Source organism: Nocardia alba NBRC 108234 (genome assembly GCF_001612665.1).
Taxonomy (GTDB): domain Bacteria; phylum Actinomycetota; class Actinomycetes; order Mycobacteriales; family Mycobacteriaceae; genus Nocardia; species Nocardia alba.
In genome coordinates this window covers 246,998-265,956 of sequence record NZ_BDAX01000002.1, presented here as the reverse complement: position 1 = coordinate 265,956, position 18,959 = coordinate 246,998, and the positions used below count along the sequence as shown (strand labels likewise).

At 67.9% G+C, this 18,959-nt stretch carries 17 protein-coding genes; 9 read left to right on the top strand and 8 right to left on the bottom strand.

What is annotated here, in order from left to right; translation table 11 throughout:
* Positions 1-163 precede the first annotated feature (163 nt).
* Entirely contained in the window at positions 164-1,294 is a 1,131-nt protein-coding gene (locus NA12_RS02970; RefSeq protein ID WP_067445701.1) for a GDSL-type esterase/lipase family protein, read from the bottom strand.
* A gap of 106 nt (positions 1,295-1,400) precedes the next feature.
* Here NA12_RS02970 and NA12_RS02965 point away from each other — a divergent pair, with 106 nt between their 5' ends.
* Entirely contained in the window at positions 1,401-1,880 is a 480-nt protein-coding gene (locus NA12_RS02965) for a MarR family winged helix-turn-helix transcriptional regulator (protein WP_067445699.1), read from the top strand.
* Positions 1,881-2,102: 222 nt separating this feature from the next.
* Here NA12_RS02965 and NA12_RS02960 read toward each other — a convergent pair whose 3' ends face one another.
* Positions 2,103-2,339 carry a hypothetical protein gene (locus tag NA12_RS02960; RefSeq protein WP_084472309.1) on the bottom strand — a complete coding sequence of 79 codons (237 nt, stop codon included), beginning with the start codon at positions 2,337-2,339 and terminating at the stop codon, positions 2,103-2,105.
* A 252-nt stretch (positions 2,340-2,591) separates the two neighbouring features.
* On the opposite strand from NA12_RS02960, the gene NA12_RS02955 reads away from it, so the two are divergent.
* Positions 2,592-3,185, top strand: a complete 594-nt coding sequence (locus tag NA12_RS02955; RefSeq protein ID WP_067445696.1) for a hypothetical protein — start codon at positions 2,592-2,594, stop codon at positions 3,183-3,185.
* 67 nt (positions 3,186-3,252) lie between these two features.
* On the opposite strand, the gene NA12_RS02950 is transcribed toward NA12_RS02955, so the two are convergent.
* From NA12_RS02950 to cysD, 5 genes are read right to left on the bottom strand one after another with little or no spacing between them, the layout of a single operon-like run.
* A complete protein-coding gene (locus NA12_RS02950; protein WP_067445694.1) occupies positions 3,253-4,386 on the bottom strand; it encodes a sulfotransferase family protein in 1,134 nt (377 codons plus the stop codon).
* Positions 4,387-4,398: 12 nt separating this feature from the next.
* Complete coding sequence (locus tag NA12_RS02945) at positions 4,399-5,184, bottom strand: SDR family oxidoreductase (protein ID WP_067445692.1); 786 nt, start codon at positions 5,182-5,184, stop codon at positions 4,399-4,401.
* The gene (locus NA12_RS02940; RefSeq protein ID WP_067445689.1) at positions 5,181-6,398 is read right to left on the bottom strand and encodes a hypothetical protein; all 1,218 of its coding nucleotides are present in this window, start codon (positions 6,396-6,398) and stop codon (positions 5,181-5,183) included. The genes NA12_RS02945 and NA12_RS02940 overlap by 4 nt, the downstream gene beginning before the upstream one ends.
* Positions 6,395-8,269 carry an adenylyl-sulfate kinase gene (gene cysC, locus NA12_RS02935; RefSeq protein ID WP_067445686.1) on the bottom strand — a complete coding sequence of 625 codons (1,875 nt, stop codon included), beginning with the start codon at positions 8,267-8,269 and terminating at the stop codon, positions 6,395-6,397. The genes NA12_RS02940 and cysC overlap by 4 nt, the downstream gene beginning before the upstream one ends.
* The gene (gene cysD / locus NA12_RS02930; protein ID WP_067445682.1) at positions 8,269-9,174 is read right to left on the bottom strand and encodes a sulfate adenylyltransferase subunit CysD; all 906 of its coding nucleotides are present in this window, start codon (positions 9,172-9,174) and stop codon (positions 8,269-8,271) included. Before cysD ends, cysC begins: the two co-directional genes overlap by 1 nt.
* A gap of 87 nt (positions 9,175-9,261) precedes the next feature.
* On the opposite strand from cysD, the gene NA12_RS02925 reads away from it, so the two are divergent.
* From NA12_RS02925 to NA12_RS02890, 7 genes are all read left to right on the top strand, one after another.
* Positions 9,262-10,191: an IclR family transcriptional regulator gene (locus NA12_RS02925; RefSeq protein WP_243654889.1), complete on the top strand. Its 930-nt coding sequence runs from the start codon at positions 9,262-9,264 to the stop codon at positions 10,189-10,191.
* A 164-nt stretch (positions 10,192-10,355) separates the two neighbouring features.
* On the top strand, positions 10,356-11,675 hold the full coding sequence (locus NA12_RS33485; RefSeq protein WP_132369847.1) for a DUF8017 domain-containing protein: 1,320 nt from the start codon (positions 10,356-10,358) through the stop codon (positions 11,673-11,675).
* Between the two features lie 42 nt (positions 11,676-11,717).
* Positions 11,718-12,383 (top strand): GntR family transcriptional regulator, encoded by a 666-nt coding sequence (locus tag NA12_RS02910; protein WP_067445676.1) that lies wholly within the window; start codon positions 11,718-11,720, stop codon positions 12,381-12,383.
* 57 nt (positions 12,384-12,440) lie between these two features.
* Positions 12,441-13,826, top strand: a complete 1,386-nt coding sequence (locus NA12_RS02905; RefSeq protein WP_067445674.1) for an allophanate hydrolase — start codon at positions 12,441-12,443, stop codon at positions 13,824-13,826.
* Complete coding sequence (locus NA12_RS02900; protein ID WP_067445672.1) at positions 13,823-14,509, top strand: cysteine hydrolase family protein; 687 nt, start codon at positions 13,823-13,825, stop codon at positions 14,507-14,509. Before NA12_RS02905 ends, NA12_RS02900 begins: the two co-directional genes overlap by 4 nt.
* 15 nt (positions 14,510-14,524) lie before the next feature.
* The gene (locus tag NA12_RS02895) at positions 14,525-16,117 is read left to right on the top strand and encodes a permease family protein (RefSeq protein WP_067445670.1); all 1,593 of its coding nucleotides are present in this window, start codon (positions 14,525-14,527) and stop codon (positions 16,115-16,117) included.
* 154 nt (positions 16,118-16,271) lie between these two features.
* Complete coding sequence (locus NA12_RS02890) at positions 16,272-17,153, top strand: DUF5995 family protein (RefSeq protein ID WP_132369846.1); 882 nt, start codon at positions 16,272-16,274, stop codon at positions 17,151-17,153.
* A gap of 46 nt (positions 17,154-17,199) precedes the next feature.
* Here NA12_RS02890 and NA12_RS02885 read toward each other — a convergent pair whose 3' ends face one another.
* Positions 17,200-18,927, bottom strand: a complete 1,728-nt coding sequence (locus NA12_RS02885; RefSeq protein WP_067445666.1) for a GMC oxidoreductase — start codon at positions 18,925-18,927, stop codon at positions 17,200-17,202.
* Positions 18,928-18,959: the final 32 nt, after the last annotated feature.

Below are 18,959 nucleotides of genomic sequence, written 5' to 3'. Positions count from 1 at the left end.
CGTGGTCGCCGAGTAACTCCGAGCGGCGAGAAGCTTCTCCAAGGCGCCGACCGACCACTGCCGTGGACCCCAGCGCTGTCTACTGGCCCGCACTATCGGCTCAGTGCGACGACGCCCCGTCGAAGCAGGAGACGTTGGGCGCGTAGCGATCTCGGTCGACGCGTCAGCGGAAGAGCGCCGTCGGATCGACGGTGGCCGCCATGGCGGCGGCACCCGCGTCGTTGAGGTGCATGCCGTCGCCGCTGTCGAACTCGGGGCGGATGTAGTCGGGGCGGTGCGGGTCGGCCACCGCGCGATCGACATCGAAGATCGAGTCGAAAACGTCGGTGGTGCGCAACCATTCGTTGACGGCGTGACGGGTCGGCTGGGTTTCCACCAGGGGCAGGCCGGGGAAGACACAGCCCGCGTAGGGGCCGATGGTGGCGGCGTGAATGCGCAGTCCGGCCGCGTGAGCGCGGGCGGCCAAGTCGGTCAAACCGGCGATCAGCTCCTCGGTGCTCGCGGACGGTTGGCCGCCCATGGCCCCGAGGATGAGGTCGTTGATTCCGAAATTGAGGAGGATGTCGGTGACCCCGGGGACCCGCAAGGCGTCGGAATCGAAACGGCGCACACCGGATTCGCCGATCTCCTCGGCAGTGAGGCGATTGCCCGCGATGCCGTTGTTGACCACCCATCCCCGCGTGAGGCGGACGTTGAGGGCGTCGACCGAGCGGCGATTGGCGCTCGGCGTGGTGCCGACGCCTTCGAACCAGGAGTCGCCGAAGGCGACGGCGACCGGTGTCGGGTCGGTGACGAGCACGTCGATCCCGGTGACGAAGAACCGGAACGGAACCTCCTGTGCGCCGGTGAGTTCCACGTCGGCGACATGATCGCCGCCGACGATGTAGGAGATCTCACCGGGCTGATGGGAGAAGGTGGCAAGGCCGGTCGACGCCGGAATGTAGAGGCTGAGCAGCAGGTCTTCGCCCGCCTCGACCGGCAGGTCGATCGCATCGCTCACCAGGTCGGCCCCCGCGTCGATGGTGACCTCCGCAGCGCCACCGAACGTGACTTCGCGATCGGTACCGATCGCCGAGCCGGTCTTGCGCTGAGCGAGCCGGGTGGCGGCGATCCGCAGGGGCGCGGCACCGTAGCGGTTGGTCAACCGCACCCGCACCGCCTCGCCACCGCCTGCCATACGCAGGACATGGCGCACGGTCTCGTCACCGAACTCCCGTGATTCGGCGAGCTTGATCTGCTCGGTCGGGTCGATGACCCCGGTCCGGAAACCGGCAACCCATGTGGTGTGCGCCATGATCTCTCCAATATTTGCGGTGCGGAATAATGTCTATGCATAGAAATACCCGCAGATATTCCGCGTGTCAACTATCCGCATGGCAAATATTGGCTAGAGTGGCGCTATGTCCGTGCGCGAGCTGTTCGACGACCCCCGCTTCACCATCTCCGGTCTGCTCTTCGAGGCGCACAGTGGGCTCATCGCCAAACTCGAGCCGACCTGGAAGGCGCACGGGCTCTCGGGCCTGGACCTCAATGCTCTGCTGAGACTGAGCCGCTCCCCGGGCTGCCGCCTGCGGATGTCGGATCTGGCCACGCAAACCGAGCTCTCGACCAGCGGCGTCACCCGGCTGGTCGACCGACTGGCCACGGCGGGACTGGTCGAACGCCGACTCGACCCGGCTGATCGGCGCAGCGCCTACGCGGTACTGACCGATGCGGGCATTCGTCGCCTCGAGCAGGTCCTGCCCGACTACCTCGCCGCCCTCGAACAATGGCTCACCGGTCAGCTGACCCCCGCGCAACTCGACGGCTTGATCACCGGACTGCGCGTGATCCGCGATGCCACGAACCCGGCGGCCACCGCCCGGTCCGACGGGCTCTGAGCAGGGTCACTCGAGGTGGGCCGGACGCTGTTCGGTGCCGGTGAAAGCAGGCGGGTCGGCTTCAGGGGAGTGAATGGTACCGGTTATCGGTGCCGACCCGCCTGCAATCCATTCGTCACCGACCTCGCCACGGATGGGTTTCTCGAACTGGATAGTCAAGTCCCGCAGCGCAACTCGCACCCGAGCACCGCGGACCCGGCAAACGCCGGGTCCGCGCTGGGTTCAGGGCAGGGGAACCCAGGTGCCGAAGAACCAGAAACCGTGCTGCGGCGCCTCGTCGCGGTGGTGCTCCTGCTGTTGCTGCGGCTGTTGCTGCGGCCGATGCTCCTGGCCCTGCTGGGGCCGCTGCTGGTCGTGCTCACCGGGGTCGGCGCTCGCCACGGCGGCCGTGGTGCCCAGCACTCCGAGTGCGAGAGTGCCCGCCACCGCGGTCTTGGCCACTGTCGACTTGATTCTCATCCACGTACCTCCTGATCGTCGATCTCACCGGCGAGATCGTCGGCCGGCTCGAATGCGCGGCCGATAGCTGAATCTTCGCGGCGCAACCGTCGAGCCCGGTGGGACCAGGCTGGGAGTCGGCTGTGTATCGAGACCGGTGGATGCCCTCCGAACGGGACGCGCGGGGTACCCTGCCCGGCGCTGCTCGCGATAGCCTGGCGAGATGATCGAGGACGAACCGACCACGATCCACCCCGGCCGGTCGGCGCTCGCATGCTGATCGAGAAGCAGCGCTGGGCAGGCATCCGCAGCGGGGCGGTGACGGTGCTCTTTCGCCGGTGGCGTCATCGGCAGGCCACCGAAGGCAAGATCTACCGCACCGGTGCGGGCCGCATCGCCGTCGACCGGATGTCGACGGTCACCGCCGAGCAGATCAGCGTCGAGGACGCGCGTGCCGCGGGATACGACGCACCCGCCGACGTGGTCGCCGACCTCAGAGGCGCCCCACAGGACCCGATCTACCTGCTGCGGATCCGCTATCTCGCCGAGGAGGATCCGCGCGACGCGTTGGCCGCCGACGCCCGGATCGACGATATCGAGGCCTTGGCCGCCCGCCTCGCCCGCCTGGACCGCACCGATCCCGAGGGCCCGTGGACCCACGACACGCTCCGAATCATCCAGCGGCGGCCCGCGACTCGGGCGCCGGACCTGGCCGAGGAACTCCGTCGTGACCCGTACCGCTTCAAACTCAACGTGCGCAAGCTGAAGAACCTCGGCCTGACCGTCAGCTTGGGCACCGGCTACCGGATCTCACCCCGGGGCGCGGCCCTGCTCGCGGCCATGGATTCGGCGCAGGCCGGGGAGTGAACTCCGGATCCCGGGGTGAGAACGGACAACCTGCCCGCACGACCGAATCGCGCGGGCAGGGCAGATGTCATCGCTGGAATCGTTCGGCGACCATCTCCTCGGACAATCCGTAGTCGGCGAGGGAGTAGTGGTGGGTGGCTTTGCGGTCGCCCGTGCGGCTCTCCTGGTCGAGTGCGGTGACGGCTGTTCGGGCCTCGGGCGTGAAGGTGGTTCCGGTGCTGGTGTAGATCCGGTCGACGACGCCGAGGGGGTCGGTGCGCAGGTCGTCGAAGTCGACGTCGATAAAGGTGGCCTCGGGGTGGCGAGTACGGGCGGCGGTGAACTCCGCCAGGCCGCGTGCCCAGAGGTCGAGCTGGGTGCGCCCGATGGTGTCGCCGGTGAAGACGGTCGACCAGCCTCGGGTGGCGTGCTCGTTGAGACTGCACACCGACGGGATGATGGTGGCGGGGTCGCGATGGGTCTGGATGACGATGGCGTCGGGGTAGTTCGCCAGCAGGGCGTCCAGGCAGAACAGATGGCTGGGATTCTTGAGCACCCAGCGGCGGGTGTCGTTCATACCGATCAGTTGCAGGTTGCGACGGTGGCGCGCGTAGGCGGATGTCCAGTCCTGGCCTGCCAGCCACCGCGCGTAGCCCGGCACGTAGGCCAGACATTCGAAGGAGTGCGACGTGCCCGACTGACGCAGCAGTTGCCAGCATTCCTCCACATCGGCGGCGCTCATGTAGTGCAGGCCCATGAACTCGGGGTTTTGCACCTGGTGTTGGCGCAGGCCCGCGTCGATCTGCTGGTAGGCGGGGTTGTGATCCCAGTCCGCGCGCGGTGGTCGCGGCTGGGGGAAGTCGGTCAGCCACATCTCGAGCCCCTGGTTGGCCGGGTCGGCGACCAGCAGTCGGTGCAGCGCCGTGGTGCCGGTGCGGGGCAGGCCGGTGACGAAAATGGGCCGGGTGACCGGTGTTTCGGCGTAGCCGGGGTTCGCCGCCCAGGCCGCTTCACTCAGCGCACGGGCGACCAGCGTGCCGCGAAGGAAGAAGCGCGACATCTTGGAGCCGAGTTCGGTGAGCCCGGCCTCGTCGCGATACGAGTCGAGCAGCACCTGCAACGCCTCGGTGTAGTCGTCGGCCCCGAAATCGGTGAGACCGGTGAGTTTGGTTGCTGAGGCGTGCAGGTCGGCCACGGTGCCGACATCGGTGCGCACAGTCATTTCGACAAGCTCCTAGTTGTGGTATTCGCCGCAGTTGACGTCGAGGGTCTGACCGGTGATCGCCGACGACCAATCGGAGGCGAGGAACACCACCGCGCGGGCGATTTCCTCGGGCTCGGGCAACCGCTTCAGATCCGATTTCGACGCGGTCTGCTCATAGACCTGCTCGACGGTGATGCCGTACTTCTCGGCGACCTGACCGAAGTACCACTTCAGCTGATCGGTCCAGATGTAGCCGGGCAGCACACTGTTGACCCGCACGCCCTTGCCGCCGAGCTCGGTAGCCAGGGTCTGCGACATGGCCAGCAGTGCGGCCTTGGTGAGTTTGTAGCTGCCGTAACGCGGCTCGGAGTGTCGCACGACCATCGAATTGATCATCACCACAGCGCCGTTGGCCTCGGCGAGAGCGGGCGCGAACGCCTGCGTCATCCGCAGGCCACCGAGCACTGTCATATCCAGGCTCGATCGGATGTGGTCGAAATCGGTGCGATCGAGCGGCTTCATCGACGGCACCGAGAACGCGTTGTTCACCAGTGCGTCGACCCGGCCGAAGGTGTCGACGGTGCGTGCCACGAGCGTGCTGACCGCCGCCTCATCGGTGATGTCGGTGGGCACACTCAGCGTGGCGCCGCCCGCGGCCTCGATCTCGGCCGCCACCTCGAGCAGCCGCGATTCGGTACGCGCGGCGAGCACGACCGTCGCCCCCGCCGCGGCCGCCTCCAGACAGATCGACCGGCCCAGACCCGGTCCGACCCCGGAAACGACGACGACCTTGCCGTCCAACAGCGCCCCGCTCATCCCAGCATCCTCTCGGCGAATGCCCGCTGCCGGGCGGCGATCCGATCGCGCCAACCAGCGGCGTCGATTCGGTTGTCTTCGAAATACGGAAGGTGTTGTGCGACAGCGTCGATCGGTACGACCACGATCGTCGGACCATCGGACTCGGTCATCGGCCGATCGGTGCGCTGCCACCGGAACTGCAAGATGCCACGGGTGCGGCCGGTGGTCTCGATCCAGTTCGCGATGCCCGGGTCCTGCTTGCTCACCACCATGCGGATCAGGCCGTCCGAATCCACCTGGGCCTGAGAGTGATTGAGGCTGGTCTGGTGGTTGACGTAGTCCAGCGAGATGTACCAGAGACTGCCCAGCTGGAAGCCCTGATACGGCGCATCGGATTTCGGGACGGTGATCACCAGTGCCTGATCGTCGGCCAGATCGAAATGGCCCACCGAGGAGTACTGGGTGCTCAGTCCACCGGGGGTGAGCCGGGGCGCGGTGAGGGTGTTCACCGGCAGATCGAGATAGAACCACTTCGGAAAGTTGAACCAGGTGTGCACGCGGGTGAGCAGCATCTTCGCCGCCGCGCCGTACCGTTTGCGCAGACGGGCGAGATCCGGTTCCACCGGTGCGGTGCCGACAGTATCGACGCGCTCGATCCGGATCGAACCCTTGTGCTCGGTCCAATCGCTGTAGACCTCGCGCACGGCGAGCATGGACGCACCGTCCCCGAGTGGGAAGTAGTCCGGCCCGGCATCGGCTTTCGGGGGTCCGAAGCGAAGCGAGAAGCTGCCGTCGGCGGTGATCGGGATGCGCCGGTCATCGAACGCGTCGGCGCCGCCGGGCACATCGGTCGCGGTGTAGTCGCCTTTGAGTACCTGGAAACTGAGATCGACGGTGCTGCCGCGGACCCCGCTCACCAGGTACTCGGCGGTCGGCTCGATCGTCGCGTGGTAGTAGAGCGTGTCCGGATTATCCAGGCCCATTTTGGCGTACGGACCCGTCGAGGACACGAAGTAGGGATGCGAGGTGCCGTGCGCGCCCGACAGGCGAAGGCAGGCAGCGACACTGGCGGCCAGATAGTCGTAGCCCTCGGCGAGGTCCTGCTCGTCGCGGACGAATTCCGCTCCGGCGATGAGTGTTTCGGCCTGGGCCACCGCGGCGAGGAACGGCGCGGTGAGCGGTTCCGGTGGCGCGCCGGCTCCGGATTCGGTGGCGGTACTGGAGTGGGTCAACGGTCTGCGATTCCTAGCTCTCGGAGGATGTGGGCGGCGATCTCGGTCGGTGTACCGAGCTCGGGAGTGATGACCAGGTCAGCATGGTCGGGTCGCTCGTAGGGCGAGCCGATTCCGGTGAAGCCGGGCAGTTCGCCCGCCCTGGCTTTCGCGTAGAGGCCCTTGGCGTCGCGGCGCTCGCACTCCGCGAGCGGGGTGTCGACGAACACTTCGTGGAACGGCAGGTCGCGATCGGCGTGGGTGGTCCGGGCGGCGGCGCGCTGCGCGGCGAACGGGCTGATCACCGACACGATCGCCACCGCGCCCGAATCTGCGAACAGCGCCGCGACTTCGGCGACCCGGCGGACGTTCTCGTCCCGGTCGGCGGGGGAGAAACCCAGGCCCGCGTTGAGACCGTGCCGCAGATTGTCACCGTCGAGCAGGTAGGCGGGGCGACCGGCCGCGACCAACTGCCGCTCCAGCTCGACCGCCAAGCTGGACTTGCCCGATCCGGACAGGCCGGTCAACCACACCGTCGTGCCCGCGTGCCCGCGCTCGGCGCGACTCACCGCCGACCGATGCCAGACCACGGCCGGGGCCACGTGTGCGCTGTCGCCGCGCGCGGAGTCGGTCCCGGATTCTCGGCCCGTCACCATCCCGGCGGCCACGGTCCGATCGGTCACCGGATCGATGAGGATGAAGCTGCCGGTGCGCCGATTCTCCCGGTACGGGTCCGACAGCAGCGGATGACGGCTGCGCAACCGGACGCGCGCGATGTCGTTGAGCGACAACGTGGTGACGTCCTCGACCCGGTGCAGGGTGTTCACATCGAGGCGGTAGTCGATGGTCGTGACCTGGGCGGATGAGGTCTGTGCGGCGGTGCGCACCAGGTACTCGGCGCCCTCGCGCAACTGGGAATCCTCGGAGAACCAGCACACCATCGCGTCCAGGTCGGTGCCGATGTGCGGACGGTTACCGGGCCGGGCGAGCAGGTCGCCGCGTCCGACATCGATGTCGTCGTCGAGGGTCAGCGAGACCGCCATGCCGGTGAACGCCTCCTCGACCTTCGTTCCGCCCGGACCCCAGATCTGCTTCACCTGCGAGGTCCGCCCGGCGGGCAGCACCACCACTTCGTCGCCGGGCTTGAAGATGCCGCCCGCGATGGTGCCCGCGTAGCTGCGGTGGTCGAGTCCCTCCTGCGCCCGGATGACGTACTGGATCGGCAGCCTGGCATCGATGAGGTTGCGGTCCGAGGCGATGTGGACGTCCTCGAGGTGGCGCAGCAACGGCGGTCCCGGATACCAGTCCAGGTGCTCGGAACCGTCGACGACATTGTCGCCGAGCAGCGCCGACATGGGCACGAAGCTCAGATCGCCCACCGTTAATTTGGCGGCGAACGCGGCGAATTCGGCGCGGATCTCCTCGAACCGCTCTTGGGACCAGTCGACCAGGTCCATCTTGTTCACGCACACCACCAGGTGCGGTACGCCGAGCAGCGTCGCGAGGAACGCGTGCCTGCGGGTCTGCTCGGAAACGCCGGTGCGGGCGTCGACCAGGATCAGCGCGAGGTCCGCGGTGGACGCGCCGGTCACCATGTTGCGGGTGTACTGCACGTGTCCCGGAGTATCGGCGATGACGAACTTGCGGCGCGGTGTCGTCACGTAGCGGTAGGCGACGTCGATGGTGATGCCCTGCTCGCGCTCGGCGCGCAGGCCGTCGGTGACCAGCGCGAGATCGGCTCCCGTCCCACCACGTTCGGTGCTGACGCGTTCGATGGTGGCCAGCTGGTCGTCGAACAGGGTTTTGGAGTCGTAGAGCAGCCGGCCGATGAGGGTGGACTTGCCGTCGTCGACGCTGCCCGCGGTCGCCAGTCGTAACAGGTTGCGGCGCATCAGAAATAGCCCTCTCGCTTGCGGTCTTCCATGCCGGTCTCGGAGATCCGGTCGTCGGCGCGGGTGGCGCCGCGTTCGGTGAGCCGGGTGGCGGCGGTCTCGGCGATCACCTTCGCCGCGGTGTCGGCGGTGCTCTCGACACAGCCGGTGCAGGTGGCGTCGCCGACCGTGCGGAATCGGACGCTCGCCTCGAAGACCCGTTCACCGGCTGCCGGTGTGATGAATCGGGTCGCCGACAACAGCATTCCGTCGCGTTCGATGACCTGTCGCCGGTGCGCGTAGTACAGCGACGGCAACTCGACGGCCTCGCGGTCGATGTACTCCCAGATGTCGAGCTCGGTCCAGTTCGACAGCGGGAACACCCGAATGTGTTCGCCGGGCTGATGGCGTCCGTTGTAGAGGTTCCACACCTCGGGTCGCTGCGCGCGCGGGTCCCATTCGCCGAAACTGTTGCGGAAGCTGAACACTCGCTCCTTGGCGCGCGCCTTCTCCTCGTCGCGGCGCGCACCGCCGAACGCCGCGTCGAACCGGTGTTCACCGATCGCGCGCAGCAGGGTGGTGGTCTGGAGGGGGTTGCGGGTGCCGCCGGGACGTTCCACGGCGCGACCCGCGTCGATGTCGTCCTGGACCCGGGCGATCTCGAGCCGTGCCCCGGTGCGCTCGGCGGTGCGGTCGCGGAACTCGATCACCTCGTCGAAGTTGTGGCCGGTGTCCACGTGCAGCAGCGGAAACGGCAGCGGCGCCGGCCAGAACGCGCGTCGCGCCAGGTGCAGCAGCACGGCGGAGTCCTTGCCGCCGGAGAAGAGCAGGGCCGGTCGCGCGAGCGTGGCCGCGACCTCCCGGAAGATGTGCACCGACTCGGCCTCCAAGGCCGCCAGATGCGATAACTCGTACCCCGCCTGCACTGTTCACCCACTTCGTTCGCGCAATCCGCTGGGCGATTTCGCCCCACGGGTTGCAATGTCGAATATTCGACGCTATTGTTCGATATTGTGACACCGACGATAAGCCGGGCCGGACGCGCCGGTCAAGAGGTGGCCCCGGATTCGATCGGCGATGCCGAGCTCCCCGGTGCCGCGTCGCCGCCGACGCAGCGTGTGGTGGCAGTGCTGGAGCTGTTGTCGCGACATGCCACCGAACGCCTGTCGCTGGCTCGGATCGTGCGCGAAGCGGGGCTCTCCCGCGCCACAGCGCACGCTGTCCTCGCCCAGCTCACCGCCGAGGGCTGGACCGTGCGCGACAACGACGGCTGCTACGGCATCGGACTACGGCTGCTGACCGTGGCCAGGCGCGCCGAGGCAGCGTTTCCGCTGCGCCGCACGGCGGTGCCGCACCTGCGGGAGCTGTCCGAACAGGCCGGTGTCCCGGTGTTCCTGGCCGAGCGCGCCGGGAACAGCATCGTCGTGACCGAGGTGGTCGGGCATCCGTCGGCCGGCTGGATCCGTCCGGGCAGGCGCCTGCCGCTCGCGCCGCCCGTCTGTCGCGAATTCGTCGCCTGGGCGCCCGAGCCCGTCCAGCAGGCCTGGCTCGCCACCGCCGACCCGGCCCACCACGACCGCCTCGCCCGCGTACTCGCCGAAATCCGAACCCGCGGCTACTCGGTCGAACGGCTGGTCGACGACTCGACGCCGATGCTGGAAGTACTGGCGGGCCTGCGTGATTCACCGATCACGGCCGCCCTGCGCGCCCAACTGGGGTCGGTCATCACCGAACTGATCACCATCGACTACCTTCCCGACGAACTCGGCCCCGAGAACGCCGTCGTCACGCTGTCCGCCCCGATCCGCGATCGCTCCGGTGCGGTAGTCGCCGCGGTCGTGAGCTGCCCCGATACTCGGTTGTCGGCTCTCGCCTTGAGTCAGCTCGGCGTGGCGACGGTGAGTGCCGCCGACCGGATCACCTCCGGCGGGTCACACGACTGACCACACGGTCGGGTTCGACCGCGACCGGAGTCGCCACCGAACGGCCGAGGAACGCGCCGATTCGAGTTCTCGGCGAGGGTGGTTCGCCATTACTCTGGGAGGGGATCCGACCGGACGCGGCCCGCTCGACGGTCGCGGAGGCGGATGGTGAGGAAGGACGGACCGTGGCAAACGACAGTGATCGGTGGTGGGAGGCGCCCGGAATGTCAGGCCCCACCCCTGACCCCGCCGCGCAGCCTACCGCCGACCCCACCATCCTGCGCTCGCCCGCCAACCCGGCCGAGCAGTCGGCCCCCGGCCCGCAATCGGGAGCGAACCATGGTGGGAGCGGGCAACATCCGATGGCGCCGCCCACCGTGTTCGGGCAGCCCTTCGCACCGCCGGGGACGGGCGAGCAGCCGTACGGGTCGCCACCCGGGACCGGGCAACAGTGGCAGCAGCCCGGAGTGGGACAGCCGGGGACCGGACAGCAACCGTACGCGCCGCCGACAGCACCCGGTCAGCCATGGACCGGGCAACAACCCGGAGTAGGCCACGATCCGTACGCGGCCCAGCCCGGGAGCGGGCCGCAGGCGTACAAGCAGCAATCCGGCGCCGTGCACAACCCGTACGCGGCGCAGCCCGATGGTGGGCAGGCCTATCCGTCCCAGCCCGGGATCGGTCAGCAGCCCTACGGGGCGCAGTTCGGGCCGGGTCAGTACGCCCCCCAGGCGGGGTATGGTCAACAGCCCTATGGCTATGCGCCCGTGCCGCCGCAGTATTCGCCGCCACCACGGCGCAGCGGCGGCTCGGGCACCATCATCGCGGTGATCGCGGTGGTTCTCGTGCTGGTGGTCGGGGTAGCCGTAGCCATCGGGTTCGCCGCCAGCTCTTCCGACGAATCCACCGTCGCGGCGAGCACATCGACCACCACGACAAAAGCGGGACCGCTGTCGGGCACCAGTACCGCACCGCTCACGCCGGGCTCGAAGGGTGTGCTCATCGCCGGCTATCGCGTCGCCTACGACGTGCCGTCGACGTGGACCGTCCACTCCGAGAGTGACACCATGTCGTTCTCCAACGCCACCGGCGCGATCGACGGTCGCGGTCAGTCGACCGAGGGAGCCAACTACTGCCCCGGTTCGGTGTATCGCGCCATGGCCGCGGTGACCTCGACCACCGGGACCGATCTGGCCGCCGCCGCCAAGAACGTCGCGAAAATAGCCGCGGCAGGCGGTTATTCGGACCCGACCGGCGGCAAAGTCAGCACGCCGGTGTCGTTGAAGACCCAGAGCGGAATCAGCGGCCAATTCGTCGAGACCGCAGGCCCATGGACCCCGCAGGTCCCCGGCTGCACCGCGAATGCCTACTCCGTCTACACCTTCGGCTTCCGCAACGCCGCAGGCACCGTGCTCGTCCTGACCATCCTCGTCGACCGCGGCACCACCGGCGAACTGACCGCTGATCAGGCGAAGAAGTTGATCGACAGCCTGCGTCTGGTCTAGCGGCGTCGGCGCCACACCGCCGACTGTTCGTAGACTCGACTCATGACGGCAGCCGCATCGCATCCGACCGATCTCCCGGCGAGTCTGGTGGAGATGACCGCGGAGCACGTGCGCGCGACAGTGCTCAGCGGCGCGTTGGCGCCGGGGGAGCGGGTGGGCGAGGAAGCCCTCTGCGCGCGACTGGGCATCAGCCGGGCGCCGGTGCGGGAGGCACTGCGGCGCCTGGCCGAGCAGGGTCTCGTCGAGCATCTGCCGCGTCGCGGCTACCGGGTCGTGGTGTGGTCGGCGCACGACATCGTCGAACTGTTCGAGGTGCGCCGCGCGCTGGAACAGAGCGCGTTGACCGCCGCGCTCCCGAGCGCGGACCTGCGGTTGGAGCGGGTGCGCGCGGCACTCGGGGACCTCACCACGGCCGACCTGCGTAAGGACTGGGTCGCCCGCGACGACGCACATCGCCGCTTCCACGTCGAAATCGTCGCGCTGGCAGGCAATCGGCAACTGAACCTGGTGTACGAACAGATCCTCGTGAAACTCCAGCTCGCGATGGCACGCAATCTGCGTGAGGAAACCGAGGTGGGCGCCCGCCGCGAAGGCGTGCGCAGACATCAGGAACTGCTCGCCGCTCTGGAGAGCAACGACCCGCTGCGTGCGGAGGCCGCGCTGCGCGCGCACGGCGAGCAAACATACCTGAAACTCGGTATCCGCTAACACATCCGATACAGACCGATCCCTCCGTCGTCACAATTTCTGTCGACAATCGACAACATGACAGGCTCTACGGTCACGGAAATCCTCGCCCAGCACCAGGGCGGCAACGGCTCCCCGACCAGAACCGCGGCCCGAGTGGCCGACGCGATCGCCGCGCGCGGCGACGACGGCACCTGGATCACCCCGGTTCCCCGGCACGAACTGCTCGCCGCCGCAGCGGCGATCGAACGAATGCCGGGCGCCCGCACACTACCGCTGTACGGCGTTCCCTTCGGGGTGAAGGACAGCATCGACGTCGCCGGCTATCCGACCACGCTGGCCTGCCCCGACTACGCCTACCTCGCGACCCGGACCGCGCCCGCCGTCCAGCGGCTGCTCGATGCGGGCGCGCTCTTCGTCGGTAAGACCAATCTCGACCAGTTCGCCACCGGCCTCAACGGCACCCGAACCCCGTACCCGGTGCCGCGCAGCGTCTTCGGTGGCGATCTCATCTCCGGCGGTTCGAGTTCTGGATCGGCGCTCGCGGTCGCCCTCGGCCAGGTGCCGTTCTGCGTGGCCACCGACACCGCGGGTTCGGGCCGCGTACCCGCCGCGCTCAACGGCATCATCGGCTGGAAACCGTCGCGTGGCCTGATCAGCACTGTCGGGCTGGTGCCCGCGTGCAAGTCGCTGGACTGTCTCACCCTGATGGCGACCACCGTCGAGGACCTGGATCTGGTCGCCGAGGTGATCATGGCGGTCGATCACGAAGATCCGTGGACCCGCGCCAGAGGCGGGCGCTTCCCCGGCGGCCCGATCCGTCTCGGCCTACCGGCCCCGCAGGAGCTCGAGTTCTTCGGTGACGAGGCCATGCGCGCGGCACACATCGCCGCGCGAGACAGATTGCCGAGCAAGGGATTCCGCTGCCCGGACACGACACTCGCACCGTTTCTCGCGGCGGGCGCGCTGCTCTATCAGGGTCCATGGGTCGCCGAACGCCTGGTCGAATTCGACGATTTTCTGACCGAACGGCCGGACTCGATCCTGCCCGTGATCCGGGAAATCCTGGACAGCGGAAGGCAATTCAGTGCCGTGGATGTGTTCCGCGCGCAACAGCGGCTGCAGGAACTGCGCGCCGAGGTCGCCCGGATGTGGGACGAGGTCGACGCGGTGGTCGTTCCGACCATCGGCACCACCTTCACCGTCGCGCAGGTGCTGGCCGACCCCATCGCCACCAACACCGTGCTCGGTCACTACACCCACTTCGGCAACCTTCTCGACCTGACCGCGATCGCTGTCCCCGCCGGCACCACCCGCGACGGCAGACCGGTCTCGCTCATGGTCTTCGGCCCGGCACTCGCCGACGACGTCGTTCTCGCCGCCGCCGCCCGGCTACTGGACGAACCACGCAGCACGGCACTACCCCATCACTTCGGCCCGGTAACCCTGCAGGAGCGACGATGACCGAAATCCCCGCCACCCCGAGCCCGTTCACCTTCGATCCCACGACAACCGCGCTGGTCCTCATCGACATGCAGCGAGACTTCCTGCTCCCCGGTGGCTTCGGCGAGAGCCTCGGCAACGACGTCGCTCTGTTGCGCACCGTCATCGACCCTCTCGCCGGTGTGCTCGCCGCCGCCAGAGCCGCGGGCATCACCGTGATCCACACCAGGGAAGGCCACCTGCCCGACCTGTCCGATTGCCCGCCGTCAAAACTGCGGCGCGGCAACCCCTCCCAGCGCATCGGTGACCAGGGGCGATTCGGGCGCATCCTGATCCGCGGCGAATACGGCCACGACATCATCGACGAACTGGCGCCGATCGACGGCGAGATCGTCATCGACAAGCCGGGCAAGGGCGCGTTCTACGCGACCGAACTGGCCGCTGTACTGCACCGGCAGTCGATCACCACGCTGCTCGTCACCGGCGTCACCACCGAGGTCTGTGTCCACACCACCGTCCGCGAGGCCAACGATCGCGGCTACGAATGTCTCGTGATCGCCGACTGCGTGGGCTCCTATTTCCCCGAATTCCAGCGCGTCGGACTGTCGATGATCTCGGCTCAGGGCGCGATCTTCGGCTGGGTCGCCGACTCCGCGGCCGTCATCGCCGCCCTCGACACCACCACCGCCACCGTCACGGCCTAGCGAACAGGATCCACCATGTCCGTCGACACCTCGAAAACGACCACCGCACCGCAACCTCCCACACCCCTGGCCCTGCCGTGGTGGACCAGGGGAGACACCAACGCCTTCTTCGGGCTGGCGTTCAACATCCTGGTCAATGTCCTCACCCTGACCACCCTCACCATCGCGGTGGTGAAGATTCCCAGCACCGATGTACTCGGTACCGTGCTGCCCGCACTCGGCGTCGCGCTCGTGCTGGGCAATCTGTACTACATGGTGCTGGCTCGGCGCCTTGCCCGCCGCGAAGGACGCGACGATGTCACCGCACTGCCGTACGGGCCGAGCGTTCCGCACATGTTCATCGTCGTGTTCGTGGTGATGCTGCCGATCTATCTGGCGACCGGAGATCCGTTGCGGGCCTGGGCAGCCGGTCTGGCCTGGGCCTTCATGATCGGCGTGATCGTGATGATCGGAGCCTTCGTCGGTCCCTACATCCGCAAGGTCACCCCGCGTGCCGCGATGCTGGGCACCCTGGCCGGAATCTCGATCACCTTCATCGCCATGCGCCCCGCGGCGCAGATGTGGGAGGTGGCCTGGATCGGGTTGCCGGTGCTGGCCATCATCCTGATCGGCTTCTTCACCGACATCAAGCTGCCGGGCAACATCCCGGTCGGGTTGGTCGCGCTGCTGGTCGGTACGGCGATCGGCTGGATCGGTGGGTACATGTCGGCACCTGATGTCAGCCAGGCCGCGCACGACATCGCGCTCGGACTGCCCGATCTGCGCCTCGGCCTGCTCTTCGACGGACTGGGCAACCTCGCTCCGCTGCTCGCCACCGCCATCCCGCTGGGCATCTACAACTTCACCGAAGCCATGAGCAATGTGGAAAGCGCCGCGGCCGCGGGCGACAACTACAACCTGCGCAGTGTGCTGCTGGCCGACGGTTTCGGCGCGGTGATCGGCGCGGGCTTCGGCTCACCCTTCCCGCCCGCGGTCTACATCGGCCACCCCGGGTGGAAGGACGCGGGCGGGCGCACCGGCTATTCGCTCGCCAGCGGCCTGACCATCGGAATCATGTGTCTACTCGGCCTTTTCGGCATCCTCGCGACCCTGCTGCCCATCCCGGCGATCGTCCCGATCCTGCTCTACATCGGCCTGCTGATCGGCGCCCAGGCGTTCCAGGCGGTACCGCGGATCCACGCGGTGGCGGTGGTGGCGGCGCTGCTGCCCAACCTGGCGGAGTGGGCGGTCACCCAGATCGACAACGCGCTGTCCGCGGCGGGAACGTCGGCGCAGAAGGTCGGTTCGGACGCGCTCGGTCAGGCGGGTGTGGTGTACGACGGACTGAAGGTTTTCGGGTCCGGTGCGGTGCTGGCCGGTCTGGTCCTCGGCGCGATCGTCACGTTCATTCTCGACAAACGTTTCCGTGCGGCGGGCGTGGCGGCGGTCATCGGGGCCGGATTGAGCTGGATCGGACTGATCCACGCGCACGCGGTCGAGTGGGCCGCCGCACCAGGTGTGGCACTGGGCTACTTGTTCTTCGCGCTGGTCTGCCTGGCGTACTCGCTGCTGCCGACGGCGACTCCTGTTGCCGAGGAGACCACCGCGGCCGAGCCTACAACCGCGTGAGCCGATCGACCCCGGCTCGCCGGAGCCGGGGTCATGGATCTGGATCGTCGCCAGTGTCGGTCTCGCCGTGGCGCTGAAGGCCGACACGCCAAACGGGTGTGTCGATGCGCGCGTCGATGGGCGAATCATGCCGAGAGATGGTGGAATCGGCGTTGTGCGCGTATCGATTGCAATAGCCGCCATCGCCGCTGTCGCGGCGCTGCTCATCCCCGCGGGCCATGCCGCGGGCGCGGTTGCCGACACCGCCTGCGGGTCCACCCTGTCGCAGGCCGACATCGCCGAGATCGTGCGGTTGTCGGACACGTCGGCGATCTCCGGCATCGACGGACTGGCCCGGCTCGAGGACGCCGTGGCCCGCCACCAACGAATCACCGAGATCCTCGTCGAGCACCGCGACCTGCGTGGGCTGTTCTCGATCGGACTCGACGGCGTCGAATACGCGGCCGTGATGCCGATGCAACGCGACCCGTCAGCGTTCGCGGACAGCGAGTACGCGCACGCGATCAGCGCGGAACTGCTCGGCCGATTTCTCGACAATCTGCACGCCGAATTCACCGGCGGCATCGTGGAACCACACTGGGCACACTACTTCTCGCTCGCCCGCGACTGCGAGGCGTCGCGCGCCCGCACCGCTATGGCCGGTTACAACGCGCACCTCACCGTCGACCTGGCCTACTCGACCGCGGCCGTGCACAGCAGGCCGGAGAACGCCCCGGACTATTTCAAGATCGTGGCCGCTATCGCCGCGGCCGGCGACGTGATCATCGACCGCACCAAAGCGGCCTACGGCGCCGACCTCGGCCCGCTGTGGCGGTTCTATTTCGTCGGTGAGGGATTGGACCAATTGTTCGGCACGGGGGTCGCCACCGAACAACTGCTCATCGCCGCCGACCTGGGCGCGAACACAGTGATCTTCACCAACGGCCTCGCCCTACAGGACCCCGCTCTCGCACCAACGATCCGCACCGAGATCACGGCGCTGTGGCAGGCAGCCGATCTGGCTCTCGAAGCCCTGGCCCGGATCAACGCACTCTGAACCTGTCCGCGAAGCTCCGGCGAGATCCCGTTTCGCCGAGCGTTCGTCAGCCCGCGGTCTTCTCCGAGGTACGGATCTCGACGATCGGCAGGACCAGTGCGGCGGGAGCGCCCTCGGGCACCATCGGCTGGTTCGGGCGGACCGGGGCGATCTTGGCATAGCCGGCGCTTTGTTCGGGGCGGGTGTCGAGTTCGCCCTTGTTCGGCCAGTAGGCGGCCGCGCGCTCGGCTTGGGCGGTGATGGTGAGCGACGGGTTCACGCCGAGGTTGGCCGACACGGCGGCACCGTCGACGACGCTGAGCGTGGGGTAGCCGTACACGCGGTGGTAGGCGTCGATCACGCCGTGCTCACCGTCGGCGCCGATGGCCGCCCCGCCGAGGAAGTGCGCCGTCATCGGCACATTGAACACATCACCCCAGGTGCCGCCCGCGACACCGCCGATCTTCTCCGCGACCCTGCGGGTCACATCGTTGCCCGCTGGGATCCAGGTCGGGTTCGGTTGTCCGTGGCCCTGTTTGGAGGTGAGCTTGCGCCCACCGAACAGTCCGCGCTTGGTGTAGGTGGTGACCGAGTTGTCCAGGTGCTGCATGACGAGGGAGATGATCGTGCGCTCACTCCAGTTCTTCACGCTCATGAAACGCAGGAAGATCAGGGGATTGGACAGCACCAGACCGAGGAACCGCAGCCACCGCGGCATCCGCCCACCGCCGTCGACCATGAGCGTTTGCAGCATGCCCATCGAGTTCGAACCCTTGCCGTAGCGCACCGGCTCGACGTGGGTGTCGGGGGTGGGGTGGATCGACGAGGTGATCGCGACACCCTTGGTGAAGTCCTGATCGGGTCCGAGTGTCTTGGTCGCGGCTCCGACGATCGACTCGGAGTTCGTGCGGGTGAGCAGCCCGAGCTTGTCCGACAGGTTCGGCAGCGCACCCTCATCGCGCATCGCGTGCAGCAACTTCTGCGTGCCGAGCGTTCCGGCCGCGAGCACGACGTGAGCGGCGGTCAGCGTCTTGGGCGCTTTGCGCACCCAGGCGCCGGTGCGCTCGGTGGCCACGTCCCAGGTGCCGTCGGGCAGCGGCCGCAGCGCCGAGACCGTGGTCATCGGAATGACCTGAGCGCCTGCCTGTTCCGCGAGGTAGAGGTAGTTCTTCACCAGCGTGTTCTTGGCCCCGAACTTGCACCCGACCATGCAGTCGCCGCATTCCACACAGCCGGTGCGCTCGGGACCGACGCCACCGAAGTAGGGATCGGCCTCGGTTTCGCCGGGTGTACCGAAGAACACGCCGACCGGGGTTTGTACGAAGGTCTCGCCCACGCCCATGTCCTCGGCGACGGCTTTGAAGATCTCGTCGGCGGGAGTCATATGGGGGTTGGTCACCACCCCGAGCATCTTCTTCGCCTGCTCGTAGTAGGGGGTCAGCTCGCTGCGCCAGTCGGTGATCTCACGCCACTGCGGGTCGAGGAAGAACGGCTCCGGCGGCACGTAGAGGGTGTTGGCGTAGTTCAGCGAGCCACCACCCACACCCGCGCCGCCCAGGATCAGCACGTCGCGCAGCGGGTGGATGCGCTGGATGCCATAGCAGCCGAGCTTGGGCGCCCACACGAATTTGCGCAGGTCCCAGCTGGTCTCGGGGAGTTCGTCATCGGCGAAGCGGCGACCGGCCTCGATGACACCGACCCGGTAGCCCTTCTCCACCAGCCGCAGTGCGGTGACACTGCCGCCGAAGCCGGAACCGACGATCAGAACGTCGAAGTCGGTGGTGCGCTCGGGCATGGGGGAGCTCCTCGATCGGTGTCGACAGTGAC